The following is a 23,521-nucleotide window of genomic DNA, read 5'->3' on the forward strand; positions in this document are numbered from 1 at the left end:
AAGATTTTTTTGAAACAAAACCAATATTAAACCAAAATGAATATTTAGAGTTATTAGGTACACTTGTCATATACATGTCTATACTAGCAGTTAATTCAAAAGATAATTTAAAGGATAGATTAACATGGGGAGAAATAGATCAGGAAGAATTCAAATCAGAATCATCAAATATTAGAAAAATATTTAATGAACTATTTCATAAGCAAGGAAAGAATTTATATCATAAAATTAAAGATATTAATTTAATGGATTTATCTCCATCTTGTAGACATTTTGTTATTAATGGTCTAATGCATTATTTAAATATTTCTATTCGATTAAATAAATGGGATGCAGGATTAGATGTCTGCAATAAAATAATTAGAGATCTACCTGAAAGCCAGATAAAGCCTTTCGTTANNTTTTATTTAATTAATTGTTTTGTAATATTTAGAGAAAACTTGCCTTCATTAAGGGTAAGTTTTTTTCTTATAGTACCAGCGTCCACATCTTTTAGATTTCGAGCAAAAACAATTTTAAGGAATAAAGCTATATCTTCTTGTGTATTTATCCGAAAATGATTCCAAATATTCCATCCGAAATGGTATAAATCGATGTTTTGTAAATTTTTTACTCTGACTGGTTCCATCTCGTTTAGCTCTGCTCCTGTAGAATATTGAATAACGTATTCACATAAGCGATTTATATTCTGGTCATCCGTAAAAGGTGCAAAGGTTGTTCTGGTATATTGAATAGCAACTTCTAGTGCTTCTTGTTTTCTTATAATTTCATCTTGTTGATGCTTTTCTCTTATTACATCCAGATCATTGATAAGAGGAGTTTTATTTTCAATAGGCTCTTTTAGCTCTGGTTCAATATTTTCAACTGTATTAGATTCGAGTACTATATCTTGATTTTCTATTATTTGTTTTCGTCTTTTAAAGAGAGCTGGGATAACTTTCTGAATGACTTCCAGATAAGATACATAAAAGATCAGACCAATCACAAATATAACGATGAATACTAGATTAGCTCCAAAAGCATCAAATCCTAACTCTAAAAACAAATAACGGAAAATTAGAGACAATAAAGCAATACCCATTGCTCCACATATAATTAGCAGTATATTTTCAGAATCTTTATAATTCATATTATTATGATTAAAGTTTTTGTAAACTCTTTCCTTTTTGTATTGCCTTTAGAATATTCTTTCTAACGGCTCGTATAGATGGCACTAAATCGCCCTCCATCATTGCAAGCATTGTTTTCAATTCTTGTATCAACTCAGGAATGGAGCGGCATAATTCATAAGCGATCTTCATGCAAAGAGATTTTACTCCGGGCAATTCCTCGCTAGACATCATTCGTTCTAAACAGAAATCCAGAAAATCTACTCTTGGCGGATTCGGAAAAGGCTGTCTATATAACAAGTTGAGCATTACTCTTCGTTTCCCTCCATGCTTGCAGACAAGAACTTCATTAATCAATTGATCTTGTTTGCTATATAACCACTCGTTATCCTGTGACGAAAAATGAGTAAAAATCCAAGCTGCATGATATCCAATAGTTTCATCTTCACCAATAACCAAGTCATATAGTTCTTGCTTTTGGGTATCACTATCATGTGTTAAACGAAGTATCTCATTGATATCGTCCATCCCTATACGCTCAGAGAGTTTGGTATTGAAATTCATTATTAGTTATTCTTATTTATCAGATTAACAACAACTTTTACCATAATATCTTTTTCTTCAGTACGGCTTTCGGCAATCATCAATGTGAGTGCAACCAATGTATTATTCTCGATAAGTCTAGTACTATCGCTTCTATATAAAATGCCATTCTGCTCCAAAAGCCAAAGAAAGAGAAACGCAGCGATACGTTTGTTTCCATCACTGAACGAATGGTTTTTAGTCACCAAATACAGTAGCATCGCTGCTTTTTCTTCTATGCTAGGGTATAATTCCTCTCCTCCAAAAGTTTGGTAAATAGTGCTAATCGAACTTTTGAATGATTGGTCTTTCTCATTACCGAACAAACCTCCACTCCCAAATTTATCTCTCAACACATAAATAGCTTCCATAGCATTGTCATAGTTAGCTTTAAAAGGTTCTTCCGTAGTAGTCCTTTCGATTTCAAGTTTCTGATAATCGTATCTATCTAAAGTGTCAAGAGCATAAGTGTAATCTGTTATCACACGTAATAGTCCAGTTGCTTCATCAGCCGACAGAGTCTTGGCATTTATTACATTGGAAAGCAGTTTGACTGTTTTCTTTAAATTTTCCAATTGCTCCGTCTTTGCATTTTGATTAATAGCATAACCTTTGATTAGATATTCTTTCAGAACACTATTCGCCCAAATACGGAATTGAATACCTCTATTCGATTTTACTCTGTAACCTACTGAGATAACCATATCTAGGTTGTAATAGTCAATATTTCTTTCAACCTTTCTATTTCCTTCTGATTGAACTGTCGCAAAATTTGCGACAGTTGGAATATTGTTTAGTTCCTCCTTTAATGCATTGTTAATATGTTTACCAATTGTTTTTATATCCCTGTCAAATAACTCAGACATTTGTTGTCGATTGATCCACACATTTTCATTGTCGAGCTTTACATCTAATTGGGTATTACCATCAGGTGTTTGATATATTATAATTTCTCCTTTATTCATCGTATTTCATTTTAAGCTTATTTTATTAGCTGACTCTCTTTTCTTCGCATTTACCAGATCAGCATAGATCTGAGTTGTCGAAACATTTTTATGTGTAAGCATTTTACTTACAGTATAGATATCAGTTCCTAAAGCTACCTGCAAGGTAGCAAAAGTGTGGCGAAAACAATGGAATGTGATGTGTTTTGTTATTCCGGCACTGGCTACCCAATCCTTTAGAGGTTGTTGTGTCATGGCCTTTGTTAAACCTTTAAATACTTTACCGTTTCCCCTCTCTCCACATAATTCTAATGCTTCATCGCTAATGGGTAAGGTCGTTTCTGTTTCTGTCTTCTCGGTTCTTAGTCTCATGCAGTAACCACCATCAGAAGCAGGAAGTATTTCATTCCAATCCAATTTCAGAACATCACTTATCCGTAAGCCTGTCATGCATGAGAAGATAGATGCTGATTTCAACACAGGGAAGTCGCAAGGTGTATTCGCTAGTGTTTTCAATTCATCCAATGTCAAATATTCTTTCTTTACATCTGTAGTGTCGATCGAGTCCAGATATTCATTGAGATTCTCTCTGAAGAATTTTTCTTTATATGCAATCTTCAATAAGGCTCTAAATGTAGAGAAATACCCTGATGCTGAATTTTGAGATATACGAAGATCTTTATGTTTCAATTGCTTTGCATCCATCAGATAATCTCGAAAGCGGTTACACAAGTCTACGTTTATGTCACCAAAGGTACATTTGCCTTTGACAAAATTGGAAAAGTGCTGATATACCTTCATCCACTTCTGGTCTTTCTTTTCGGCTTTCAGTTTGTAATAAACCAAAAAGTCAGCTTTCTTTTTATTCTTATCTAAGAAACCGTATTCCTCATTGATAATAGCTTGTACTCTCATGCTGCGGATAACTTCAGCTTTCATCAGCATTTCATTATTGTACTCCTTTTCAACTTCGTTTCTAGGTTTGGCATAGATATAAATACCCAAATACTCACGCCGTATCATTTTCATTGAATACGGATCACGAATAGCAGGATAAAAGTCCAGATAAAGACTCTCTCTAGCTCCTGTTATAGGTCGTCGTCGAAGTGCTACTTTACTTATTCCCATAGTTATAAGATTATTTGAGGGTTGAATAACTTATCTAAGTCGGGTTTTGATATTTTCACATATCTACCTTCTTTTATCTTTGGTATATTATGATACTTCACATAGTGATATAATGCATCACGAGTGAGGTTGTATTTTTGCATGGCTTCTTCAGTCGAATAATATTCGGCTTCTATGGGTTGTTCATAGCCTTTGGCTATATCAAAGTCTTTCTTAGAGTATAGCACTTTGCGACCGTCTTTCTTTCGTGGGATATTCTGCTCAGATACAAAACTATATATGGCTGCCGTAGATAGATTATATTTCTTTTGAATATCTTCTACTGAGTACCATTCTTTAATATCCAGACTTTCGTTAAAGCCTTTCTTTTCAAAATATTTATCGATATGATCTTTACTGAAATAAGATTTACCTCGGATCAATGTTTTAGGGATATTGTTTTCTCGGGCAATCTTGTAGAGCCATGATTCTTTGATGTTGAATTTTTCTTTAATCTCGGCTACTGTATATAATTCGGTTAATGGTTTTGGCTCTTTACTTGGCTTTGCTCTATATTCATACTCCTCAATATTGTCAAACATATTATCTATGTCCGCTTTACGGATAAATGTTTTACCATCCATCTGTACAGCTTTAAGATTACCTCTGTGCAAATAACGGTAAACGGTTGTTCGCTCAATACCAAGAAGAAAAGCGGTCTCTGATACCGAGAGGTATTCCTTATCTTTTATTTTATCGTATTTATCACTTATTTTTTCTATCTCCTGCATGGTAGAATAATTTATTCCTACCATCTTGAACTGTCTCTTACCTTGCTTGTATGCTTTGGAGTTGCACTTATGCGAACAATAACGTGTAGTCGTTTTTTGTGCAGTGAAAGTTTTTCCACAGCACTCACATTTCTTTTTTATTTGCATTTTACTACTCATAATTTCACCTTTATTTCTCCCTATTTTTGTTGCACTATGTTGCATGGCGTTGCACAGTGTTGTAATCATATATTATCTATGAACAAAAATTATACCTATTTTGTATTTTGACAAAAACGGTACAATTATGACACGAAAACTGTCACATTACTCATTAATATTGATCTCCAAAGATAAAAATAGAAAATAAAAAGTCGCTATAAAATAGCGACTTAGTTATATGTTATAGGTAATATCTATTAATATTTATTAGTTATCATTTGCCGATACAGAACTTACTAAAAATATTACCCAATATCTCATCGGTAGAAATTTGACCCGTAATTTCGCCCAGATAATACATACATTCACGAATATCTTGCGACAGAAAATCTCCCGATATTTTTAGTTCTAACCCCTCAGAGACACGTTTTATTGCAGTCAATGCATTTTGGAGAGCCTCATAGTGACGAACATTCGTAACAATAATATCCTGTTCACTAATTTCGGGGATATTTGCCGTTTTTACTAATAAGTCCTCGAGCTGATTAGTCCCTTGCTCATATTTAGCCGAGATGAAAACCCGTTCAGGAATTTTATCTAATAGAAGCTTTTCTTTTTCTGCTTTCCTTTCTGCAGAAATAATATCAACCTTATTGAAAACAAGAACCAATTTTCTATCGCCAACTACAGGTAGTATTTTTTGAGACAACTCCTCAATATGCTCATTTATAGTTTCACAATCCGCGACCCACAAAACAATATTCGCTTGTTCTATCTTCTTAAATGTACGCTCAATGCCAAGGCTTTCTATCTCGTCATGAGTATCCCGTATTCCGGCAGTATCAATAAGTCTGAAGGTCAGTCCTTGTATATTAATCGTATCCTCAATAACATCCCTCGTTGTACCATGAATATCGGATACAATTGCTTTTTCCTCATGCAAAAGAAGGTTAAGTAAGGTAGACTTCCCGGCATTTGTTTCGCCTATAATTGCAACCGGAATACCGGATTTAACGGCATTACCTATACTAAAAGAATCTGCCAGTTTCTTTATATGCGATTCTATCTGATGTGCTGCTTCTTTTAGGTGGTCTCTATTTGCGAATTCAACATCTTCTTCCGAAAAGTCTAGTTCAAGCTCTATCAAAGATGTAAAATTCAACAGTTCAGTCCGCAATTTAATCAGCTTATTGCTAAAACCTCCACGCATCTGATTCATTGCCAAGCGATGTGTTGCGGCTGAAGATGATGCTATTAAGTCCGCCACCGATTCAGCCTGAGACAAATCCATCTTACCATTTAAAAAAGCTCGTTGAGTAAACTCCCCTGGTTGAGCCAAAGACGCACCTTTCGATATAAGCAGCTGTAATATATTTTGTTGAATATAAATAGAACCATGGCAGGATATCTCTATTATATCTTCGCCGGTAAACGAATGTGGATTTCGGAATACACTAACCAGTACGTCATCTAACACCACATTCTCTTTGATGATAGATCCGAAATGAACTGTATACGCTTTTGCTTCTGCAAGTTTTTTCGCCTTAAAGGATTTAAAAACAGCGTCAACTAATTCTATACATCCATTTCCCGACAGACGTATAATGGCTATTCCTCCTATACCTGCAGGTGTAGATATAGCTGCTATTATATTGTTTTCTTTCATAATCAATTATTAATACGAATCAGCAATATGTTAAGTCCTAAAAAGTGACAAAGGTGACAAAAGTAACATGTTTTACATTCTTTTTACTGTAACCTTTCTGCTTGCAAAGCTCGGTTTTCAGTATCACCTTAAATAGATAAAATTATACAGATCAAATAACTATTGCAAATTAATAAAACAAAGATATTAAATTGTTGGTTGGTTCTGAAATTATCCGACTTTCAAGAACATAATAAATTGATTATGAAATATAGCTTCCTCAGTTTTTCGGGGTTTCCTCGTAATTCTTTACTTCATAGAAATATACATTCTCACCCATCTCATTATGCTCCAGATTTTCTCCCACTACTCTTATTATACGATACGGTTTATCTGATTTTTCTTTGGGTAACTCTGTCTGGATAATATAAGCACCCATACTGGGATTGTCTTTTCCTACATATTCCTGCACACGCTGTACAGAGTTGATCACAGCCTCTTTATCATCAATATATACCTTCACCCTGAAAAATTCAGGTTTAACTGATACATCCATTTCTTTTTCTGCCTTAGCTTTATTTAGCTGCAATTCTTTAGAGTATGTAAGTAGTTTTCCCACACTCATAGGACGTGTGTATATAAAGAGGCCATTATACCCACCCTCGACTTTGAGTGCGTTTGTGCCATAAAGCTCCAGACGGTGATAACGAGGATTTATCGTCAGATCTCTATCTGCGATTACATTCCATGCCCAAAACTCAAGACGTTTGTCGTCGTCCGCCACTGCATCTCTTCGAGGATACTCTTTGGGGCGAAGTGCATAAAAAGACTTATATTTCCCTTTCTTTACATTTTCCAAAGAGTAATAGCCGTCTTTATCTGAATACGTTTGATAAGCAGGTGAAAAATCCGAATAATTAAGCCCTATCCAGCAACTGTCGATAGGATTTCCGTCGAAATCTGTAACCCGTCCTGATATTGTTACAAATTCTTGAGAATAAATGTTGCTGATACCTACTACGAATAAAATTAACAGAAATAGCCGAATCCTTTTCATATTATATATTTAATGGTTTACATCTTTTATAATAAGACTATTCTAAGAGTGACATGGTTACATGAAAAGTGAATAAAAAAAGAGCTGATATAAAATCAGCTCTCTTATATATTACCCTTAATAAGAGCGGTTATTTTTTCCTTCTATATAATTCAAGAAAGCGGTGTTTACCATTCTGTTTCCACCCGGAGTCGGATAATTTCCCGAAAAATACCAGTCTCCCTTGTGATTAGGTGTCGCTTTATGAAGGTTTTCAATGCTTTGGAAAACAATTTCTATTTCGGCCTTTGTTCCTTTTGGTGTTAGCATTTCAGCCATCTTTTTCGAAATATCTTCGTCCGTAAAAGGAGCATAAATTTCTTTCACATAGTTTACTATTTCCTCTTTTGGCTTATCCTTCTGAGCCAAAGATTTACGATACACTTCATCTATCACCGATTGCATTCCTCTTTCTTTCAGCAATTCGATGGCAGCCCTGAATGCAGCAAATTCATTCATTCTCGACATATCGATACCATAACAGTCAGGATAACGTATCTGAGGAGAAGAAGATACGATAACGATTTTCTTCGGATGAATACGATCGAGTATTTTTATTATACTCTGTTTCAGCGTAGTACCTCTCACTATACTATCATCGATAACAACCAGATTATCTTCATACGGCTTTACCGAATCATAAGTAACATCATACACGTGTGCAGCCAAGTCGTCGCGGCTCTTATCTTGTGCAATAAAGGTTCTTAGCTTTATATCTTTTATCACAACTTTTTCGGTACGAACCCGCATAGATAGAATTTTTTGCAATTCCTCTTCGGTGATAGATGCCCCTTTTTCTTTTATCTTTCTAAGTTTAACATCATTCATATGTTTATTGAATGCGTCGGTCATCCCGAAGAAAGCAACTTCTGCCGTATTGGGAATAAAAGAAAATACGGTATGTTGAATATCCGAATCTATAGCTTTCAGAATTTGAGGCAAAAGAAGTTTCCCCAATTTCTTGCGTTCGTTATATATATCAGAATCTGATCCTCGCGAAAAGTAAATGCGTTCGAATGAGCACGGAGAAACATTTCTAGGCTCTTGTATCTGAGAAAACATAACTGTCCCATCTTTCTTTACGATAATGGCCTGCCCCGGGTTTAACTCTTTTATATCGGCAACATCAAGTCCTAGAGCTGTCTGTATAACAGGTCTTTCTGATGCAACAATAACAATCTCGTCGTCGTTGTAATAAAAAGCCGGACGAATACCCGAAGGATCTCTGTAAACAAATCCATCGCCACATCCGATAAGCCCTCCTATAGTATAACCTCCATCCCATTTCTCACTTGCCTTGTTGAGCATAAAATGGATATCAAGATTTTTCTCTATCAGTGTGTTCAGCTCCTCTCCTTTTGCACCGGTACTCTTGTTATATTTATCAAACTGATATTGAACCTCTCTGTCTAGGTAATGACCAACCGATTCGAGAAGTACAAATGTATCTGTATAGTCGCGAGGATGTTGACCTTGTGCCAACAACTCAGCAAACAATTCATCTACATTTGTCATATTGAAATTGCCGGCTAAAGCCAAGTTTCTTGACCGCCAGTTGTTACGACGCATAAATGGATGGACGTATGATATTCCGCTTTTTCCGGTAGTGCTATAACGCAAATGCCCTAAAAACAATTCTCCGGCAAAGGGGAGATATTTACTGGCATACTCAGCATCATTGAGTTTATCTTCCGATATTTTTTCATAGTTCTGATAAACGTTTGTGAAAATCTCTGAGATGGCACTTGATCCCACTGCTCTTTCTCTGAATATAAATTCATTACCGGGAGGTGACTCTAACTTTACAACAGCCAAGCCTGCGCCCTCTTGACCTCGATTGTGTTGTTTTTCCATTAGCAGATAGAGTTTATTCAACCCATATTGCCATGTACCATATTTTTGTTGGTAATATTCGAGCGGTTTTAATAAGCGTATCATGACGATACCGCATTCATGCTTTAATGGCTCTGTCATAAAAAGATCTCCTTTGTTGGAATTGTGAGAATAATTTTTTTTGAGGCTACAAAGATAGCACGATTTTTCCTCTCGTCCTAGAAATATATTTATTTTAAACCTTCGAGGTTTTTATCTAAAATTTTTATTTTGTTCTACCTTCTCAGGATAACTCTTTTTGTGATTTTCTCATCAGGATAACTCCAGGCCAAACTCATCTTTCAACCTTCGCAAACTTTCGTTTTCTTCCATCATCAGATTAAACTTCTCGGCAGGCGTGAAAGCCAATTTTTTCTCATTATTTTCACTTATCCTAACCTCCATCCTCAGATGAGTATTACGAAGTTGTGCTCGCAGCCTTGACAATATATCCATCTGATATTCAAGAAGACGTTGTTCTTGAACGGGATTATTTACAATCACCTCAAACACTGTATTGGCAGTAAGATTAGGGAGGCAATTGAGCATTGTATTTCTCAGATGGAGCTCTTCGGTCAAGCTCTCAGCATATGCCTTCCATTCATTGATGAGTTGGAGTGGAGTAAATCTGTCGTTAAGGACTTCTATCGTTATATCAGCTTTTGTTGTTTCTTCGTCTTTTTTCTTTCCGAACGCTGAAATAGAAACACCAAAACCTCCGGCATTCGGTGTTGTTTTAGCGGGCTCTACACTGACTGTTGGTTCTTTGGCTGCTACAGAAGGTGTTACCCTTTGCTGAATGGGAGGTTGTTGAGCAGGTTGCGGGCTCTGCGCCGCGGGCCTCTGATTTGTAGCCGGTGTAGCCGCTTGCACAGGTTGTTCCTGCTTTGAGAAGATCGGATCAATTACCTGCTTTTTTTTTTGATCTTCAATTCCTACTTGAGGTGAAGATAATTGGCAAAGCCTAATTATTGTCAAGTCGGAGAGTAATCGCTTATTTCGGCTATATTTATAATTAAGGTCACTTTCGTTGACCAACTCGATGGCTTTATACAAAAATTCGTTGGTGCACTTCTTAGCTGTTTCTATGTAGCGATCTCTGATGGAAGCCCCTACTTCAAACAGTTCTGCGGTCTTTGCATCTTTGCAGAGCAATAAATCCCTAAAGTGCGAGGCAATACCTGTTATCACATTATTACCATCAAAGCCTTTGCTAAGGATCTCATTCAGGATCAACAAACCCTCTACTACGTTGTTGGTTAAAATAGAATCTGTCAATCGGAAATAATATTCATAATCCAGAACATTCAGATTCTCGATAACAGCCTTGTACGTTACATTACCTCCTGTAAAACTTACTACCTGATCGAAGATAGACAAGGCATCACGCATCCCTCCGTCTGCCTTTTGAGCCAAAACATTCAAGGCTTCAGGCTCGGCCTGTACATGCTCCTGATCGGCCACATACTGAAGGTGCTCTACTGTATCTTTGATTGTAATACGGCTGAAATCGTATATCTGGCAACGAGAAAGTATTGTTGGCAGTATTTTATGCTTTTCGGTTGTAGCCAGAATAAAAATAGCATGGTGAGGCGGCTCTTCCAATGTTTTCAGGAAAGCGTTGAATGCAGCCTGTGAAAGCATGTGCACCTCATCTATTATATATACCTTATATTTTCCTATCTGCGGAGGGATGCGCACTTGCTCGATCAAAGATCGTATATCGTCTACCGAGTTGTTGGACGCAGCATCCAATTCGTGTATATTGAAAGACCGCTGTTCGTTAAAGGCAACGCACGATTCGCACCGGTTACAAGTTTCGCCATCGGGAGTTGGAGATAGGCAATTTATCGTTTTCGCAAAAATACGGGCACATGTTGTTTTACCAACACCTCTAGGTCCACAAAAAAGATATGCATGAGCCAGCTTGCCCGACATTATCGCATTCTTTAGTGTAGTGGTTAATGCCCTTTGCCCCACAACCGAGTTGAAAGTCATAGGACGGTATTTCCTTGCCGAAACTATATAATTATCCATTCTTGATTTTTCTTCTTTGGTATCACAAAGCTATGAAAAAAAATGGAAAGATAAAATGTAAAAGAAAGCGAGATGGTGACCTTTTTAGCATCTAAAATGTTATATTGATATCAACGTTTTTAAAACTATCATCTATTATGGAAAAGAATGAAACATTATTGAAAATCAAAGTGATTCCTAATGCGCCGCTATTGGTGGAAGGAACTGTAGAACTAATTTTAGCAGACGGAACCTCAGTGATTAAAGACAAACCGCATCTTTGCCGTTGTGGCGGATCGCAAAACAAACCGTATTGTGACGGTACACATGCTAAAATTGGCTTTAAAGGCTAATTTATAAGAATTTATTTACGGGATAAGAGCATCTAAATTAAAATATTAGTTTAAATGCCCTTATTTTTTTATGATTAAGTGTTGGATGAAACACATTTTATTATATCTTTGTACCCGCTAACGCAATTTAGCCGCGGATGTGGCGTAATTGGTAGCCGCGCCAGACTTAGGATCTGGTGCCGAGAGGCGTGGGGGTTCGAGTCCCTTCATCCGCACTGGAAGATCTTCCAAAACAAAGCAAAACTCTGAAAATCAGGCGATTTTCAGAGTTTTTTTATTCCCTGAAATTTGGTCAAAAAGCAAAAAAATGCGGTTTAAAGCAGGTTTGCCGTTACCTAAACGTTACCTATTTTGAAAAATAAAAAACAGGCTACAGTTTGGTAACGCGAATGGTTTTATTTCGCTGTATTACAATGTTTTGCATAGTGTGTCTAAGAGCTTGAATTTATAACTTTATAACCAAAAAAATTCAAGATTATGGAACAAAAAATGAGTAAAAAGAAGAACACATTTTTTCTATCGTGTTATTTAAAAAAGTCAAACGCACTAAAAACAGGGGAAGCACCTATCTATCTACGAATTACAGTAAATAAACAGATCGCAGCAGTTAGTTTACAAGGGACAGTCTCCCCGAATTTATGGGATCAAACGAAAGAAAGATCAAGGGCTAAAGACAAATCTGCAATCGAATTAAACAACTACATCAATTCGGCAAAGGCTAAAATTACTACCATGTACCGAGAATTGGAGCTAGATGGTAAACCCATTACTGCCCAACTTCTGAAAGATATGTATCTCGGAAATCATGAAGATGAAGAAAAAGGAAAAACATTAGTAGAAGTTCATTCCGACCATAACGAACGATGTCGCAAACTTCTCGGTGTAGAATATTCACAGTCTACAATCTATAAATTCGATACCTCTCTAAAATATTTGAAAGAATTTATGTCAATAGAAATGAGTATCGAAGATATTCCACTAAAAGACATCAATGAAGATTATATCCGCAAATATGAACTGTATCTGAAAACAGAAAAGGGTTGTGCGAATAATTCAGCTATCAAACATCTAAAGATTTTCAAAAAGATCATTCGTATCGCTTTAATAAATGATTGGCTACAAAAAGATCCTTTTGCTCCTATTAAGTTCAGACAAGACGAGGTACATGTGGAATTCTTGACTATGTACGAACTGAACACTTTGATGGAGAAGGAAATGCCATGTAAACGTTTGGAGCAAGTGAGAGATGTATTTGTGTTCTGTGCATTCACAGGTTTAGCATTCGTTGATGTTAAGAGCCTGAAAGCAGAACATATTATCCATGGGAATAAGGGCGAAATGTGGATTCGTAAACCTCGTATTAAAACGAATAATATGTGTAATATTCCATTATTGAGAGTCCCACGAGAATTATTAGAAAAATATAGCTCTGATAAAAGTTGCGAATTGAAAGGACAAATTTTACCTGTGCCGACTAATCAAAAGATGAATGCGTACCTCAAAGAAACAGCAGCCATTTAGAAAAGGGAGAGCAAAAGAATGTAATTAAAACTTAATCAACGGATTAAGCAAAACGGTTCTTTTAGCCAAAAGAGAATAAATGCACAAAAAAGCAAAGATGACGGTGAATTCAGTTACTAAATCGTTACCTGAGTAACTTTGTTCAACTGGAGTTTATTCGTCACTTATTCAATAGTTTGCGTAATTTTGCATAGCACCGGATAACTCTAAGTAAACTAAATTTGTAATTAAAAAATTAGAGTTATGGCAAGAAGTACATTCAAGGTTTTGTTTTACCTAAAAAAGAACAATTTAAAAGATGGTAAAGCTCCTATAATGGGAAGAATCACTGTAAACAGTACCATCTCGCAGTTTAGCTGTAAGCTAAACATAAAGCCCGAGTTGTGGGATACCAAAGCAAACCGAGCATTAGGCAAAAGTCTTGAAGCACAGAAAATCAATCAGAAGTTAGACAACATCAAAACCCAAATCGGCAAGCAATATCAAAGCATCTGTGACAAGGATAATTTTGTTTCTGCTGAAAAAGTTAAAAACGCTTATCTCGGCTTTGGCGATGAGTTCCGAACTTTCTTCTCTATCGCCGATGAGTTCTACGAGCAATACAGCAGACGTGTAGGTAAGGATAGAACGGAAGGTTCATACGAGCAACTAATTATTAATCGCAGGAGAGTAGAGATGTTTCTTCGAGATAGATATAATCTTTCCGATATTCCGATTAAGGAAATAGAGCCACAATTTATAGAGGACTATTATGCCTATTTATTGGAAGAACGCAAGCTGGCGGGCAGTACTTTGCTTACATCCGTGACCAAACTGAAACAAATTATGTTGATCGCTCAACGCAAGGGGTATATCCATATCAATCCTTTTGCCAGCTTCCGATTCAAAGCACAAACTCGGGATAGAGGTTATTTGACCGAAGATGAACTTCGAAGGTTTATGACTGTAGAACTCAGAAGATACAAACAACGTCAGATTCGGGATATCTTCGTTTTTCAAGCATTTACGGGTTTGGCTTATGCAGATGTCAAAAAATTGACCTTTGATGATATTCAAACTTCTTTTGATGGCGAATTGTGGCTGATAGCTAAACGCAAGAAAACCAATGCTACGTTCTATGTCAAATTATTGCCAATAGCAAAGCAACTGATTGAACAATATCGTCTTGTGGCTAAAAATAATTTTGTATTTCCTGTACCAAGCCATAGCGATAATATGAATCGTTGCCTTCAACGTATAGCTAAATTATGCGGTGTGAATAAGCGAGTTACGTCGCATATGGGGCGCCATACAATGGCTACAACAGTGTGCCTCTCGCAAGGTGTACCCATCGAAACAGTCTCTCAAATGCTCGGGCACAGCTGCATAACTACGACTCAAATTTATGCCAAAATCACCAACGACAAGATAAGTAAAGATATGGCGGTATTGACAGATAAAATCGGGGATAAGTATAAATTGGAAACAGATCGACCTGAATCCGATTTCAGAAACATCAAACGAATCACTAAAAAGCAAAAAGAAATGTTGCCCCGAAAAAAGAGAGAAAATAACCCCGTTAATCCATCAACTTATATCATCCCCAAATGGGCTAAGGTGGAATAGAATAAGAACAATGATGGTCAGCTCAGTCCTTTTGTTGCAGGAGAAAGTCACTTCTTACAAGGCAAACTAGTCAAGCCCGAAGCCCTACAGGTCGGAAACAAAAATCTCCATCCTACGGATAGTATTTTCGCTCCGAGGCTTGCCTGTTTCCCTGCTCGAAGTGTAAAAGAATATCCTGCAACGAAAACGACTGACCTGACGATGACGCATATCTTCAAACTAAAACAAGCATCCCTGATTAATATCAAGAATGCTTGTTTTCATTTTATGCGTAAGTAGCAACTTCAACTCCCTCTCCTTAGAATCTGCATATTAAAAGGGTAATTCTGGCGATTGGTAGTTATTACACAATACCTCTTGAAGTTCTTTCTCGGGATAAAGTATTTTCCCTCCAATCATTGTATAACAGATCATTCGCTTATCTCGCAGATTTTGAAGCGTTCGAGGCGAGATATGGAGATATTCCATTAGTTCCTCTCCGCTCAGATAACGTTCGTCTGCCAATGTTGGGCGATGCTTGTCTCTAACATCCTGCACACCCTCAATGGATTGTTCTATCTGCTCCAAAAGTTCCTTGAACTCTTCGGTCTCGTAATTGATAAATTTATCCATAAGTTACTTCTTGGCTAGTTTAATTTCTGTTTGAAGTAGGCAATGAATATCCTCTTCTTTATAATAGACCTTGCCACCCAACATTGTAAATGGTATCTTCCCATTATTCCGCCAAGTTTGTAAAGTACGTTTCGAGATACTCAAAGCACGGCAGACATCTGCCGAATCCATTCATCCGTCTCTGGGATTGGAACAATAGACGGCTCTTAACGCAGCCATATCGGAAGTTAATCTATTGATCTGTCGTTTCAACAGTTCCCATGTATGTAAATCGATACAAACAATCTCCATAATGATTCAGTTTAGTTGTTATTTACTCTTTATCGTTATTAAATGTACTTGCCAGAGAACGTTTTAACCCTTCATTGGCAGCACGAGTTATCAGCTCTTTGTTTTGGAACAAGTGATCGGCAAGAATATTCGACAACAGCATAGTCGGAGTGATCTCGGGTACAATATGTTGCAACGAGGCAACTAGCATCTGGAGTTTCTCTTTCATCCGAACATCAATATAAACCGGAGTATAATCCTTGATTTTCCGTGTTGCCAAAAATCGGTTGGTATACTCTTCCTCGTCTTTTTTGCGAGAAAGCTTGCCTCTGGCTGAGCTAGCTACTCATGTGCTGTCCTCCCCTATAAATTGAGATATAAGTTCTTTATTATCCAAAGGCTGTTCTTTATTTTCAGACTCATCTTTCATACGATACTTGTTTTTTAATGTTTATAAATAGGATTCATTAAATTAGAATGATAATATTCATTCAAACATCTCTGATACGATTGGTCTTGCCCATGATTCTACATTTTCCGAAAGGATAAGCAGTATACGACTTTTTATATTGCTGTTTCCGAACTCAGGTGCAAGTATAGCACATTCTCAAGCCCTGCGCTGTGAGCATAATAGCCTTACCTAACAGGTTGGGGTTGTATAGTGTTTATTATAAGCCTGTTATGATTTAGGTGTGTACTTGGAAAGGAATAATCTGAGAATAGTAGGCAATCAACTATTTTATGTTAACATGCTCTATTTGAGTAGATAATATTAGTTCAGGTTGGGACATAAATATTTATAGGAAATACAGGATGGTAAGATTTTTTAACTATTGACGGCTATATTCCCCCAATTTCTCTATCAAGGTATCTATATCTTCAAGCCCAAATATCTGTTCCCGTTTGTTGCGGTTACGGCAGTTGAGTAGTTGTTGCATACCAATATAGTGTTTATTATCACCATATCTTTCTTTGTTGCCTTCTGTGCGAAAAGAAATAAAGTCTTTATTCCCATCGGCAACCGAAACCCATTGGGCTTTAATGTACTTGTGTTCGCTCAGTTGGTCAAGGAGATAGACCAATGTCTTTTGGTTGGTTACTTGTAGCGGTTCAGGTAGTTTTCCTGAAAGTAGTTTCTTTAGTTCAGCTACTTTAATTTTTGAGCGAAACAATTTGATAGTTTCTATGCAGTTGGCTAATAAAGCGTATTGCTCTTTGCTTAGTTTGGATTGGTAAGAACGTTTGGTAGATTTAGCTGTAGCTTTAGTCTCTTTGGCAATGGTAGTTTCTTGTATGGGTGTCTCTTCCTTAATGATCTCTACTTTAGGTTTTGGAAGAAGTTTCTCATATTTTATACATAATCGTTCTAAACTTACGAGGTCTACCAATTCTCGGAAATAGGGCAAATCAATTTTGATTAGCTCTGCGGTATAGTTGCTTGGAGTTATTGTATTTGTTGGTTTTATAAATGTACGATACTGATGATAAACATCTTTGCTTATCTCGTCGCAAAAGTCACTGTACCATAGATAATCCTCTCTATCGTCACGAAGGTATTTGGGCAAGCTTGCCAAAGGAGGATTGTTACGGATGATATCCAGCACTTTGCTTTTATAGTGGAGTAGTTCCGCCTCAGTGAGTTGTGGCTGTGAGACCAAACCAAGTGCCGTTTCATAGTTGATTGCTACAAAGTCATTGAGACTCTGCTGCACAGCCCGAAATACTTCAGGAACATTACTATCATAATCTATGTCTTGCTCACCATTATACATGTACTAAAGATAGTAATATTACCAATAAGAGCAATAACAGTGACTCAATTTTGTCTGGCAATATGGCAAATAAAAGCATGTTCAAGCAAAGCTATACACGTCATATTGTCAATGATATAACTATCGAATTAACAATCTATCTTTGCTACAGTGTCCATGTCGGATACATCTAAATTATACTGCTATATGAGAAATCCAATCCACTTTCTACTATTCATTTGCTCTGCCTACCCTTGAAGAGCAATAGGCAATACACTGACCGTATTGCTAAGTCCGGGCGTTTTGACTTTATGCTCAGACCTGAGTGCAAATGTTGCCACCGATTCAAAAAACAAAGAGACTACCGCCTCTTTATTTTTTTCTCGTCGTCAAAGGAGCAAGGTAATCGCACGGGTAACCCAAAATTCGACTAACGTCTCTTTGGGCTACTTCCGTGCATACCTTGCCCTTGCAGGGGGCTCAGCCCCGAACAGTCTGCTCCCGATGGTCACTTGACTGTCGTGGCTGTGGAGCAATCCTGCACTTCATCTCCCGATGGTCACTTTCGTTTCGGCTCGCCTGAGTGTTTGGAGACACTCAGTTTTCCATAACCTTAAACAAAGTAGTTATGGAAAATAAGAAGAGTGACAGCGCTAAAAGAGGTCGTCCAAAGAAAGAAAAAGTAAAACTTTCTACTTCGATTAATCTGAAATTGACCGAAGAAGATTTTAAAACCGTGAAGGAAAAAGCAGAGAAATTGGGAATGAAAGCAACTCAATATGCTCGGGAGATGACCTTGAAAGGAGGTGTCAAATCTCGTTTTACTTTGGAAGAACTTGACCTCATACGGAAGCTCGGTGGTATGGGGAATAATCTGAATCAGATAGCCAAACAGGCTAACAAATCGGGATTCGCTCAAGTTAGTGTAGAGATCGTAAATATTGCACTTCAAATCAAACAATTGTTGGATGATCGCTAAAAACATCAAAGGGAAATCATTTAAAGGCTGTGTGAATTATGTGATCAATGACACAGCCGAATTGCTCGAGGCCGAAGGAGTATGGGCGGATAGTGCGAAAGATATGATCCGCAGTTTTGCCATACAACGTTCGGGACGAAAAGAGATAAAGCAACCTGTTGGCCATATTCCAATATCCTTTTCTCCCGAAGATAAAGGAAAAATGACCAATGATTTTATGCTCCAACTAGCCAAAGAATATATGCAGGAAATGGGAATCAAAAATACGCAATATATCATTGTCCGACATCACAATACGGATAATGCCCACCTGCATATTGTCTATAACCGTATTGACAACAACTTAAAACTTATCTCCGTCAACAACGATTACAAACGAAACATCAAGGCTTGTAAGAAGCTAAAAGACAAGTATAATCTGACTTATGGTAAGGGTAAAGACAATGTAAAACGGCAGAAATTAGACAATCCCGACAAGACAAAATATCATATCTATGATGCTATAAAATCTGTTTTATCCAGTTGTAAGAATCCGGCAGATTTACGATTCGCTCTTCAAAAATTCAATATTGAGATTGATTACAAATTCAAACGAACGACCAGAGAGATTGAAGGAGTATCGTTTCGATACGACAATATTGCTTTCAAAGGCTCGGATATTGATCGGAAATTTAGTTTCGGAAATCTAAAAAAAGAGTTTGATAAGAATATTGAAGAAGCGAAGAAACGAGGTCGAGAGGAATTTCTGCGAGAACAGGCCGAACAAAAAGCTAAACACGAAGTACAGAAAAAGACAGAAATCCAACCTATATCCGTTAAACGAAATCTTGTTGTTTTGGGTGTTGAGCTATCAGACGAACAGGAAAAAGTATTGAGAGAAGGCGGTATTATCTTTGTTGAAAACATGATTCATCCCAATGACAACACTAAATTTTCTGCATATGCATTTGCCAATGATGATAAGGACAATATCTCATTTAGCAATAAAAACCCAGAAAAGTCCATAAAATATGGTAAATATGAGATGCGACTCAGAGATAAGATTTTGATAGAAAAGGGCTTTATAACTAAAGCTAAAGTGAAATGGTATGATGGTAGATTCGCTCATCCATATCTGTGGAAAGAGAAGAAAACTGATACGGAATATAAAGAGTCATGGGGCGATCCGAGAGTAGTAGAAGCTAAAGAGGAGGAAAAGAGGAAGCAAATCATAACACCTATAATAAAGAAGGATAAAGGAATGAAAATGTAAAACATTAAGAACATGACAGTATTTGGCAGTTATCAATTTTATTTTTGTCGGAGCAAATAATAGCAACAGCCCTTTTACTCGCCTCCGAAAATATTTACATATATTTGCCATCGGAAACGATAGGTTTTGCTAATGTATATTTGAAGAAGCGTAAAGTTTCGTCCTTTGTTTAGAAAATCGCCAATTGACTAATGTAGCAAGGATAAACATGATGTTCCTGTTTGATGATTGTACCTTTTGTACAGCATATCAGGCGTGGGCTGTTGTTTATTTGCTACAAGGTGTTTGGCGATACCTCTAAACAAAATAGGCATACAGTGCCACGCTTTTTCTTTAGTTTGGAACTTATTTGTAACTAAAATAATAGATATGATAAATACAAAACTAAATGCTCTTTTTCAATACTGGAAAGATGGAATGATGCAGAATGGTGATCATGGATTTTGTGAAGATGGACTGATTTACCGTAATGGAAAAGAAAGTTTATTGTGGCAGAACTCTAAAAGAAAAATATTGTTTCTGCTCAAAGAAAACAACGACAACGATGGACAAGATGTTCGAGAATGGACAGGTTCTATCAATGGGTATTCTCCCAATGGGTTATTTTATAATCGATTATCGGCTTGGCTATATGGGTTGACCAATTATACAGACACTAGCTATCCTGCTATTGAAGAAGCTTTTGATGCGAAGAATCAGATGAAAGCATTATCTGAATACTCCTATGCTTATGTGAACGTGAAGAAGAAATCGGGTGGTGCTACTGCTGACGATAGTATTGTATATGATTTTGGTAAGCGGTATGCACATTATTTACGTCAAGAATTGGATATTTTATCTCCCAATATTATTGTTTGTGGGGGGCAAGTAGTATTTAATGTTGCTACAGATATAATCTATAAAGAACTTACATTCATTCAGAAGAATAGTTGGGTATATTATAATAAAGAAAATAACATAGTATTAATAAATAGTTTTCATCCTACAGCTCGCAAATCGAATGTTGAAATGTATGAGTGGATGATGGAAAATGTGATAAAAGGATAAAATGGGACTGTCCATAGCTTTGTGTAAGCGTCAACTACAAGGTTGAAGATTTATCATATAAATTCTTTCAAATTCTCCCCCCTAAAAAGACGGGGGAGTTTGAAAGAATTTCTCTTTTTACAGGTTCACTCTTTCTCCAAAGATAACCAAAAATTGATTGAGTATCAGCCCCCAATTATGGATTGGCATTGTCCACTTTTTCTCAATCTCAGCAATAGACAGATATACCGACTTTTTCAAGGCATCATCCGTTGGGAATGAAAGTTTGTTTTTAGTGTATTTTCTTATTTTACCATTCAGGTTTTCAATTAGGTTCGTGGTATAGATTATCTTCCTGATTTCAAGTGGAAAATCAAAGAAGGAAGTCAATTCGTCCCAATTGTTTCTCCATGAGCGGATGGCATAGGGATATTTAGAACCCCATTTTTGTTCAAATACACCAAGTTCCCGACTGGCGGATTCTTTTGTTGGAGCGTTGTAAATGAGCTTCAAATCGGAAGTAAACTCTTTCTTCTCTTTCCATACCACATAACGACAGGAGTTGCGGATCTGATGTACGACGCATATCTGAGTGGTTGACTCAGGGAAAACAGCCTTGATGGTATCTGTAAATCCATTCAGATTATCGGTCACTGTCACAAGTATATCTTCTACTCCACGAGCTTTTAAATCAGTTAATACGCCCATCCAAAAAGAAGACGATTCTGTCTTGCCAACCCACATACCCAAGACCTCCTTAAAACCGTTTTTGTTGAGTCCTACGCAAAGATAAACAGTCTTATTGATAACCTTGCCATTGTCTCTGACTTTGAAGACAATACCATCCATCCAAACGATCAGATACAGATTATCCAAGGGACGGTTCTGCCACTCAATGGCCTGCCCTGTTACTTTATTGGTAATATGCGAGATTGCTGATGTGGATAGGTTAACTCCATAAATCTCATGCATTTCACTTTCAATATCTGATACGCTCATACCCTTGGCATATAATGAGATAACCAAACGCTCTATAGATAAGCCTCTACTTTGATGTTTCGGAACAACAACTGGTTCAAACTCCCCTTCACGATCACGAGGTACTTCTATTACAGCTTCTCCATGTTTGCCCTGAATCTTCTTCGCATAACTGCCATTACGAGAATTACCCGTATTAATACCTTCTTTTGAGCCTTTCTCATAACCTAAATGAGAATCCATCTCTGATTGAAGCATCTGCTCATAAACTTTCACATGGAGGTCACTCATGAAAGCTTCTACATCATCTTGTGTCTTAAATTGACTCAGGAACTCCTTACTTAAAAAATCTTTTGGGATATCCATAATAAACTCTTTTGATAAAATTATACATAAATGAAAAAACTACAAGTTTTCCAACCTGTAGTTTTCATTTACACAATATCTTGGACACTGTCCATGCTTAAAGTATTACTGGGCTATAAATCTAATATTAAATACCTGCAAATTTAGCCTAATCGACAATTTGTCAATCGACTCTTTTAATAACATTTCTTGCCACTTCTATCTTATACTTCTTACCCTTCATTTTTTCATCTCTGATATTGCTAAGAAGAGTTTTTATGGCAGAAAAACGAACAGCAACAAAAGAAATAAAATCTTTGACTTCAATCAGTCCCAAATCAGATTTATCCAGTTTTCCCTTTTGTAAAAAGAAGCCGACAATATCACTTTTATTCAACTTGTTTTTCTTACCTCCGCTTACATAAATTGTCTGATATTCTGGGCGGTTGGGTAATGGCTTTCCTGTTGCCACTCGCAACACATCTAAATTGTCAGAAATATAATCCGGAGTTTTATCCTCCTTGAATTGTATAATATATGCTGTTCCCGAAGCATGCATACGGGCTGTACGTCCATTGCGATGCACAAATTCACTTTCCTTAGAAGGAAGATGATAATGTATTACGTGATTCATTTCGGGAATATCCAATCCTCTGGCTGCCAAATCGGTGGTGACGAGATAATTTAAGCTTCCATTTCTGAATTGAACCAAAACTCTCTCTCTATCATCCTGATCCATTCCACCATGATAATATCCGGTCTGTATTCCTTTCTTATTCAATAAGTCGCTGATACGTTCGGTTACTTCTCTGTGATTACAAAAAATAAGGGCAGGTTCGGAATTGAGTGAACAGATAAGATGGAACAGAGATTCTATTTTATCTTTTTCGGGAGATAAAACAAGCTTGATCGAAAGGCTTTCGCTTTTCTCTTCTTCTATATAATCAAGCGTTACGGGAGATTCCATTTTTACAAAGTCCGGAATTTCCACATCGGATGTAGCTGACAGCAGAACTCTTTTTTGAAGATTGGGCAGTTGGCTGATGATCGTATCCACTTCCTCCTGAAAACCTAATTGTAACGATTTATCAAATTCATCGAGAACCAGAATACGAATGGAATCTGTATCAAAAGATTTGCGTTCAAGATGGTCGGTCAACCTGCCCGGAGTGCCGATAAGCAAAGCGGGAGGATTGCTTAGGTTTTTCAACTCGGTATCAATAGAGTGCCCGCCATAACAAACATTTACTTTGAATTGTGTACCCATCTTTTTCCAAACCTGCTCTATCTGAAGAGCCAACTCCCTTGATGGAACAATTACAAGGCATTGTACTTTCTTTATATCCTCTTTCAGTAATCGGAAGATAGGCAGTAAGAAAGCAAGTGTTTTGCCCGAACCTGTAGGAGATAATAACAATGTATTTTGACTATCGGTTATCGCCTTTTGGGCTGCAAACTGCATTTTATTCAGATTGTCAATCCCCAGATTGGATAATATGGCTATATGTTGATTTTCTGTATTCATC

The 23,521-nt window shown here is 36.9% G+C and carries 20 protein-coding genes, 1 tRNA gene and 1 pseudogene; 7 read left to right on the forward strand and 15 right to left on the reverse strand.

The window, feature by feature from the left end; translation table 11 throughout:
* Positions 1-403: 403 nt before the first annotated feature.
* The 9 genes from B3P17_RS07165 to B3P17_RS07205 form a co-directional block, all read right to left on the reverse strand.
* Positions 404-1,129, reverse strand: coding sequence for a hypothetical protein (locus B3P17_RS07165; RefSeq protein ID WP_291104741.1), 726 nt, complete (start codon positions 1,127-1,129; stop codon positions 404-406).
* A 10-nt stretch (positions 1,130-1,139) separates the two neighbouring features.
* Entirely contained in the window at positions 1,140-1,673 is a 534-nt protein-coding gene (locus tag B3P17_RS07170; protein ID WP_291104745.1) for a hypothetical protein, read from the reverse strand.
* Positions 1,674-1,675: 2 nt separating this feature from the next.
* Positions 1,676-2,656 (reverse strand): RhuM family protein, encoded by a 981-nt coding sequence (gene rhuM / locus B3P17_RS07175; protein ID WP_291104748.1) that lies wholly within the window; start codon positions 2,654-2,656, stop codon positions 1,676-1,678.
* Positions 2,657-2,662: 6 nt separating this feature from the next.
* The gene (locus tag B3P17_RS07180) at positions 2,663-3,763 is read right to left on the reverse strand and encodes a site-specific integrase (RefSeq protein WP_409517021.1); all 1,101 of its coding nucleotides are present in this window, start codon (positions 3,761-3,763) and stop codon (positions 2,663-2,665) included.
* Between the two features lie 2 nt (positions 3,764-3,765).
* A complete protein-coding gene (locus tag B3P17_RS07185; protein WP_291104966.1) occupies positions 3,766-4,692 on the reverse strand; it encodes a helix-turn-helix domain-containing protein in 927 nt (308 codons plus the stop codon).
* Between the two features lie 256 nt (positions 4,693-4,948).
* Positions 4,949-6,340 carry a tRNA uridine-5-carboxymethylaminomethyl(34) synthesis GTPase MnmE gene (mnmE, locus tag B3P17_RS07190; RefSeq protein WP_252639614.1) on the reverse strand — a complete coding sequence of 464 codons (1,392 nt, stop codon included), beginning with the start codon at positions 6,338-6,340 and terminating at the stop codon, positions 4,949-4,951.
* 259 nt (positions 6,341-6,599) lie between these two features.
* Entirely contained in the window at positions 6,600-7,376 is a 777-nt protein-coding gene (locus B3P17_RS07195; RefSeq protein ID WP_291104751.1) for a carboxypeptidase-like regulatory domain-containing protein, read from the reverse strand.
* Between the two features lie 117 nt (positions 7,377-7,493).
* A complete protein-coding gene (locus B3P17_RS07200) occupies positions 7,494-9,389 on the reverse strand; it encodes an amidophosphoribosyltransferase (RefSeq protein ID WP_252639612.1) in 1,896 nt (631 codons plus the stop codon).
* A 171-nt stretch (positions 9,390-9,560) separates the two neighbouring features.
* Positions 9,561-11,324, reverse strand: a complete 1,764-nt coding sequence (locus tag B3P17_RS07205; protein ID WP_252639609.1) for a DNA polymerase III subunit gamma/tau — start codon at positions 11,322-11,324, stop codon at positions 9,561-9,563.
* 104 nt (positions 11,325-11,428) lie between these two features.
* Here B3P17_RS07205 and B3P17_RS07210 point away from each other — a divergent pair, with 104 nt between their 5' ends.
* From B3P17_RS07210 to B3P17_RS07225, 4 genes are all read left to right on the forward strand, one after another.
* On the forward strand, positions 11,429-11,656 hold the full coding sequence (locus B3P17_RS07210) for a CDGSH iron-sulfur domain-containing protein (RefSeq protein WP_291030553.1): 228 nt from the start codon (positions 11,429-11,431) through the stop codon (positions 11,654-11,656).
* A gap of 133 nt (positions 11,657-11,789) precedes the next feature.
* A tRNA-Leu gene (locus B3P17_RS07215) sits at positions 11,790-11,871 on the forward strand.
* 262 nt (positions 11,872-12,133) lie between these two features.
* On the forward strand, positions 12,134-13,177 hold the full coding sequence (locus tag B3P17_RS07220) for a site-specific integrase (protein WP_291104757.1): 1,044 nt from the start codon (positions 12,134-12,136) through the stop codon (positions 13,175-13,177).
* A 243-nt stretch (positions 13,178-13,420) separates the two neighbouring features.
* On the forward strand, positions 13,421-14,782 hold the full coding sequence (locus B3P17_RS07225) for a site-specific integrase (RefSeq protein WP_252639298.1): 1,362 nt from the start codon (positions 13,421-13,423) through the stop codon (positions 14,780-14,782).
* A 312-nt stretch (positions 14,783-15,094) separates the two neighbouring features.
* On the opposite strand, the gene B3P17_RS07230 is transcribed toward B3P17_RS07225, so the two are convergent.
* The 4 genes and pseudogenes from B3P17_RS07230 to B3P17_RS07245 all read right to left on the reverse strand — a co-directional run bounded on the left by B3P17_RS07230 (position 15,095) and on the right by B3P17_RS07245 (position 17,436).
* Positions 15,095-15,394 (reverse strand): helix-turn-helix domain-containing protein, encoded by a 300-nt coding sequence (locus B3P17_RS07230; protein ID WP_252639297.1) that lies wholly within the window; start codon positions 15,392-15,394, stop codon positions 15,095-15,097.
* A gap of 3 nt (positions 15,395-15,397) precedes the next feature.
* Positions 15,398-15,565: a helix-turn-helix domain-containing protein gene (locus tag B3P17_RS07235; protein ID WP_252639296.1), complete on the reverse strand. Its 168-nt coding sequence runs from the start codon at positions 15,563-15,565 to the stop codon at positions 15,398-15,400.
* Between the two features lie 142 nt (positions 15,566-15,707).
* Positions 15,708-15,971 (reverse strand): annotated as a pseudogene (locus B3P17_RS07240) (DUF3408 domain-containing protein); the annotation flags it as partial.
* Between the two features lie 523 nt (positions 15,972-16,494).
* Positions 16,495-17,436: a hypothetical protein gene (locus tag B3P17_RS07245; protein ID WP_252639294.1), complete on the reverse strand. Its 942-nt coding sequence runs from the start codon at positions 17,434-17,436 to the stop codon at positions 16,495-16,497.
* 607 nt (positions 17,437-18,043) lie between these two features.
* On the opposite strand from B3P17_RS07245, the gene B3P17_RS07250 reads away from it, so the two are divergent.
* The 3 genes from B3P17_RS07250 to B3P17_RS07260 all read left to right on the forward strand — a co-directional run bounded on the left by B3P17_RS07250 (position 18,044) and on the right by B3P17_RS07260 (position 20,693).
* Entirely contained in the window at positions 18,044-18,394 is a 351-nt protein-coding gene (locus B3P17_RS07250; protein ID WP_252639293.1) for a MobC family plasmid mobilization relaxosome protein, read from the forward strand.
* Positions 18,384-19,646 (forward strand): relaxase/mobilization nuclease domain-containing protein, encoded by a 1,263-nt coding sequence (locus B3P17_RS07255; RefSeq protein WP_252639292.1) that lies wholly within the window; start codon positions 18,384-18,386, stop codon positions 19,644-19,646. Before B3P17_RS07250 ends, B3P17_RS07255 begins: the two co-directional genes overlap by 11 nt.
* Positions 19,647-20,015: 369 nt before the next feature.
* Complete coding sequence (locus B3P17_RS07260) at positions 20,016-20,693, forward strand: hypothetical protein (RefSeq protein WP_252639291.1); 678 nt, start codon at positions 20,016-20,018, stop codon at positions 20,691-20,693.
* Between the two features lie 117 nt (positions 20,694-20,810).
* On the opposite strand, the gene B3P17_RS07265 is transcribed toward B3P17_RS07260, so the two are convergent.
* Positions 20,811-22,016, reverse strand: coding sequence for an IS256 family transposase (locus B3P17_RS07265; RefSeq protein WP_252639290.1), 1,206 nt, complete (start codon positions 22,014-22,016; stop codon positions 20,811-20,813).
* A gap of 163 nt (positions 22,017-22,179) precedes the next feature.
* On the reverse strand, positions 22,180-23,520 hold the full coding sequence (locus B3P17_RS07270; RefSeq protein WP_291104760.1) for a DEAD/DEAH box helicase: 1,341 nt from the start codon (positions 23,518-23,520) through the stop codon (positions 22,180-22,182).
* Between the last annotated feature and the right edge of the window lies 1 nt (position 23,521).

The sequence above is a fragment of the Dysgonomonas sp. UBA7630 genome (genome assembly GCF_002483985.1).
Classification (GTDB): domain Bacteria; phylum Bacteroidota; class Bacteroidia; order Bacteroidales; family Dysgonomonadaceae; genus Dysgonomonas.

Bases quoted from the DNA above. Each gene is read 5' to 3' on its own strand.
- mnmE (WP_252639614.1), bottom strand. From the start codon at position 6,340: ATGAAAGAAAACAATATAATAGCAGCTATATCTACACCTGCAGGTATA.
- B3P17_RS07220 (WP_291104757.1), top strand. From the start codon at position 12,134: ATGGAACAAAAAATGAGTAAAAAGAAGAACACATTTTTTCTATCGTGT.
- B3P17_RS07260 (WP_252639291.1), top strand. From the start codon at position 20,016: ATGATAAATACAAAACTAAATGCTCTTTTTCAATACTGGAAAGATGGA.
- B3P17_RS07235 (WP_252639296.1), bottom strand. From the start codon at position 15,565: ATGGATTCGGCAGATGTCTGCCGTGCTTTGAGTATCTCGAAACGTACT.
- B3P17_RS07250 (WP_252639293.1), top strand. From the start codon at position 18,044: ATGGAAAATAAGAAGAGTGACAGCGCTAAAAGAGGTCGTCCAAAGAAA.
- B3P17_RS07180 (WP_409517021.1), bottom strand. From the start codon at position 3,763: ATGGGAATAAGTAAAGTAGCACTTCGACGACGACCTATAACAGGAGCT.
- B3P17_RS07270 (WP_291104760.1), bottom strand. From the start codon at position 23,520: ATGAATACAGAAAATCAACATATAGCCATATTATCCAATCTGGGGATT.
- B3P17_RS07265 (WP_252639290.1), bottom strand. From the start codon at position 22,016: ATGGATATCCCAAAAGATTTTTTAAGTAAGGAGTTCCTGAGTCAATTT.
- B3P17_RS07185 (WP_291104966.1), bottom strand. From the start codon at position 4,692: ATGAGTAGTAAAATGCAAATAAAAAAGAAATGTGAGTGCTGTGGAAAA.
- B3P17_RS07225 (WP_252639298.1), top strand. From the start codon at position 13,421: ATGGCAAGAAGTACATTCAAGGTTTTGTTTTACCTAAAAAAGAACAAT.
- B3P17_RS07200 (WP_252639612.1), bottom strand. From the start codon at position 9,389: ATGACAGAGCCATTAAAGCATGAATGCGGTATCGTCATGATACGCTTA.
- B3P17_RS07245 (WP_252639294.1), bottom strand. From the start codon at position 17,436: ATGTATAATGGTGAGCAAGACATAGATTATGATAGTAATGTTCCTGAA.
- B3P17_RS07230 (WP_252639297.1), bottom strand. From the start codon at position 15,394: ATGGATAAATTTATCAATTACGAGACCGAAGAGTTCAAGGAACTTTTG.
- rhuM (WP_291104748.1), bottom strand. From the start codon at position 2,656: ATGAATAAAGGAGAAATTATAATATATCAAACACCTGATGGTAATACC.
- B3P17_RS07205 (WP_252639609.1), bottom strand. From the start codon at position 11,324: ATGGATAATTATATAGTTTCGGCAAGGAAATACCGTCCTATGACTTTC.
- B3P17_RS07255 (WP_252639292.1), top strand. From the start codon at position 18,384: ATGATCGCTAAAAACATCAAAGGGAAATCATTTAAAGGCTGTGTGAAT.
- B3P17_RS07170 (WP_291104745.1), bottom strand. From the start codon at position 1,673: ATGAATTTCAATACCAAACTCTCTGAGCGTATAGGGATGGACGATATC.
- B3P17_RS07165 (WP_291104741.1), bottom strand. From the start codon at position 1,129: ATGAATTATAAAGATTCTGAAAATATACTGCTAATTATATGTGGAGCA.
- B3P17_RS07195 (WP_291104751.1), bottom strand. From the start codon at position 7,376: ATGAAAAGGATTCGGCTATTTCTGTTAATTTTATTCGTAGTAGGTATC.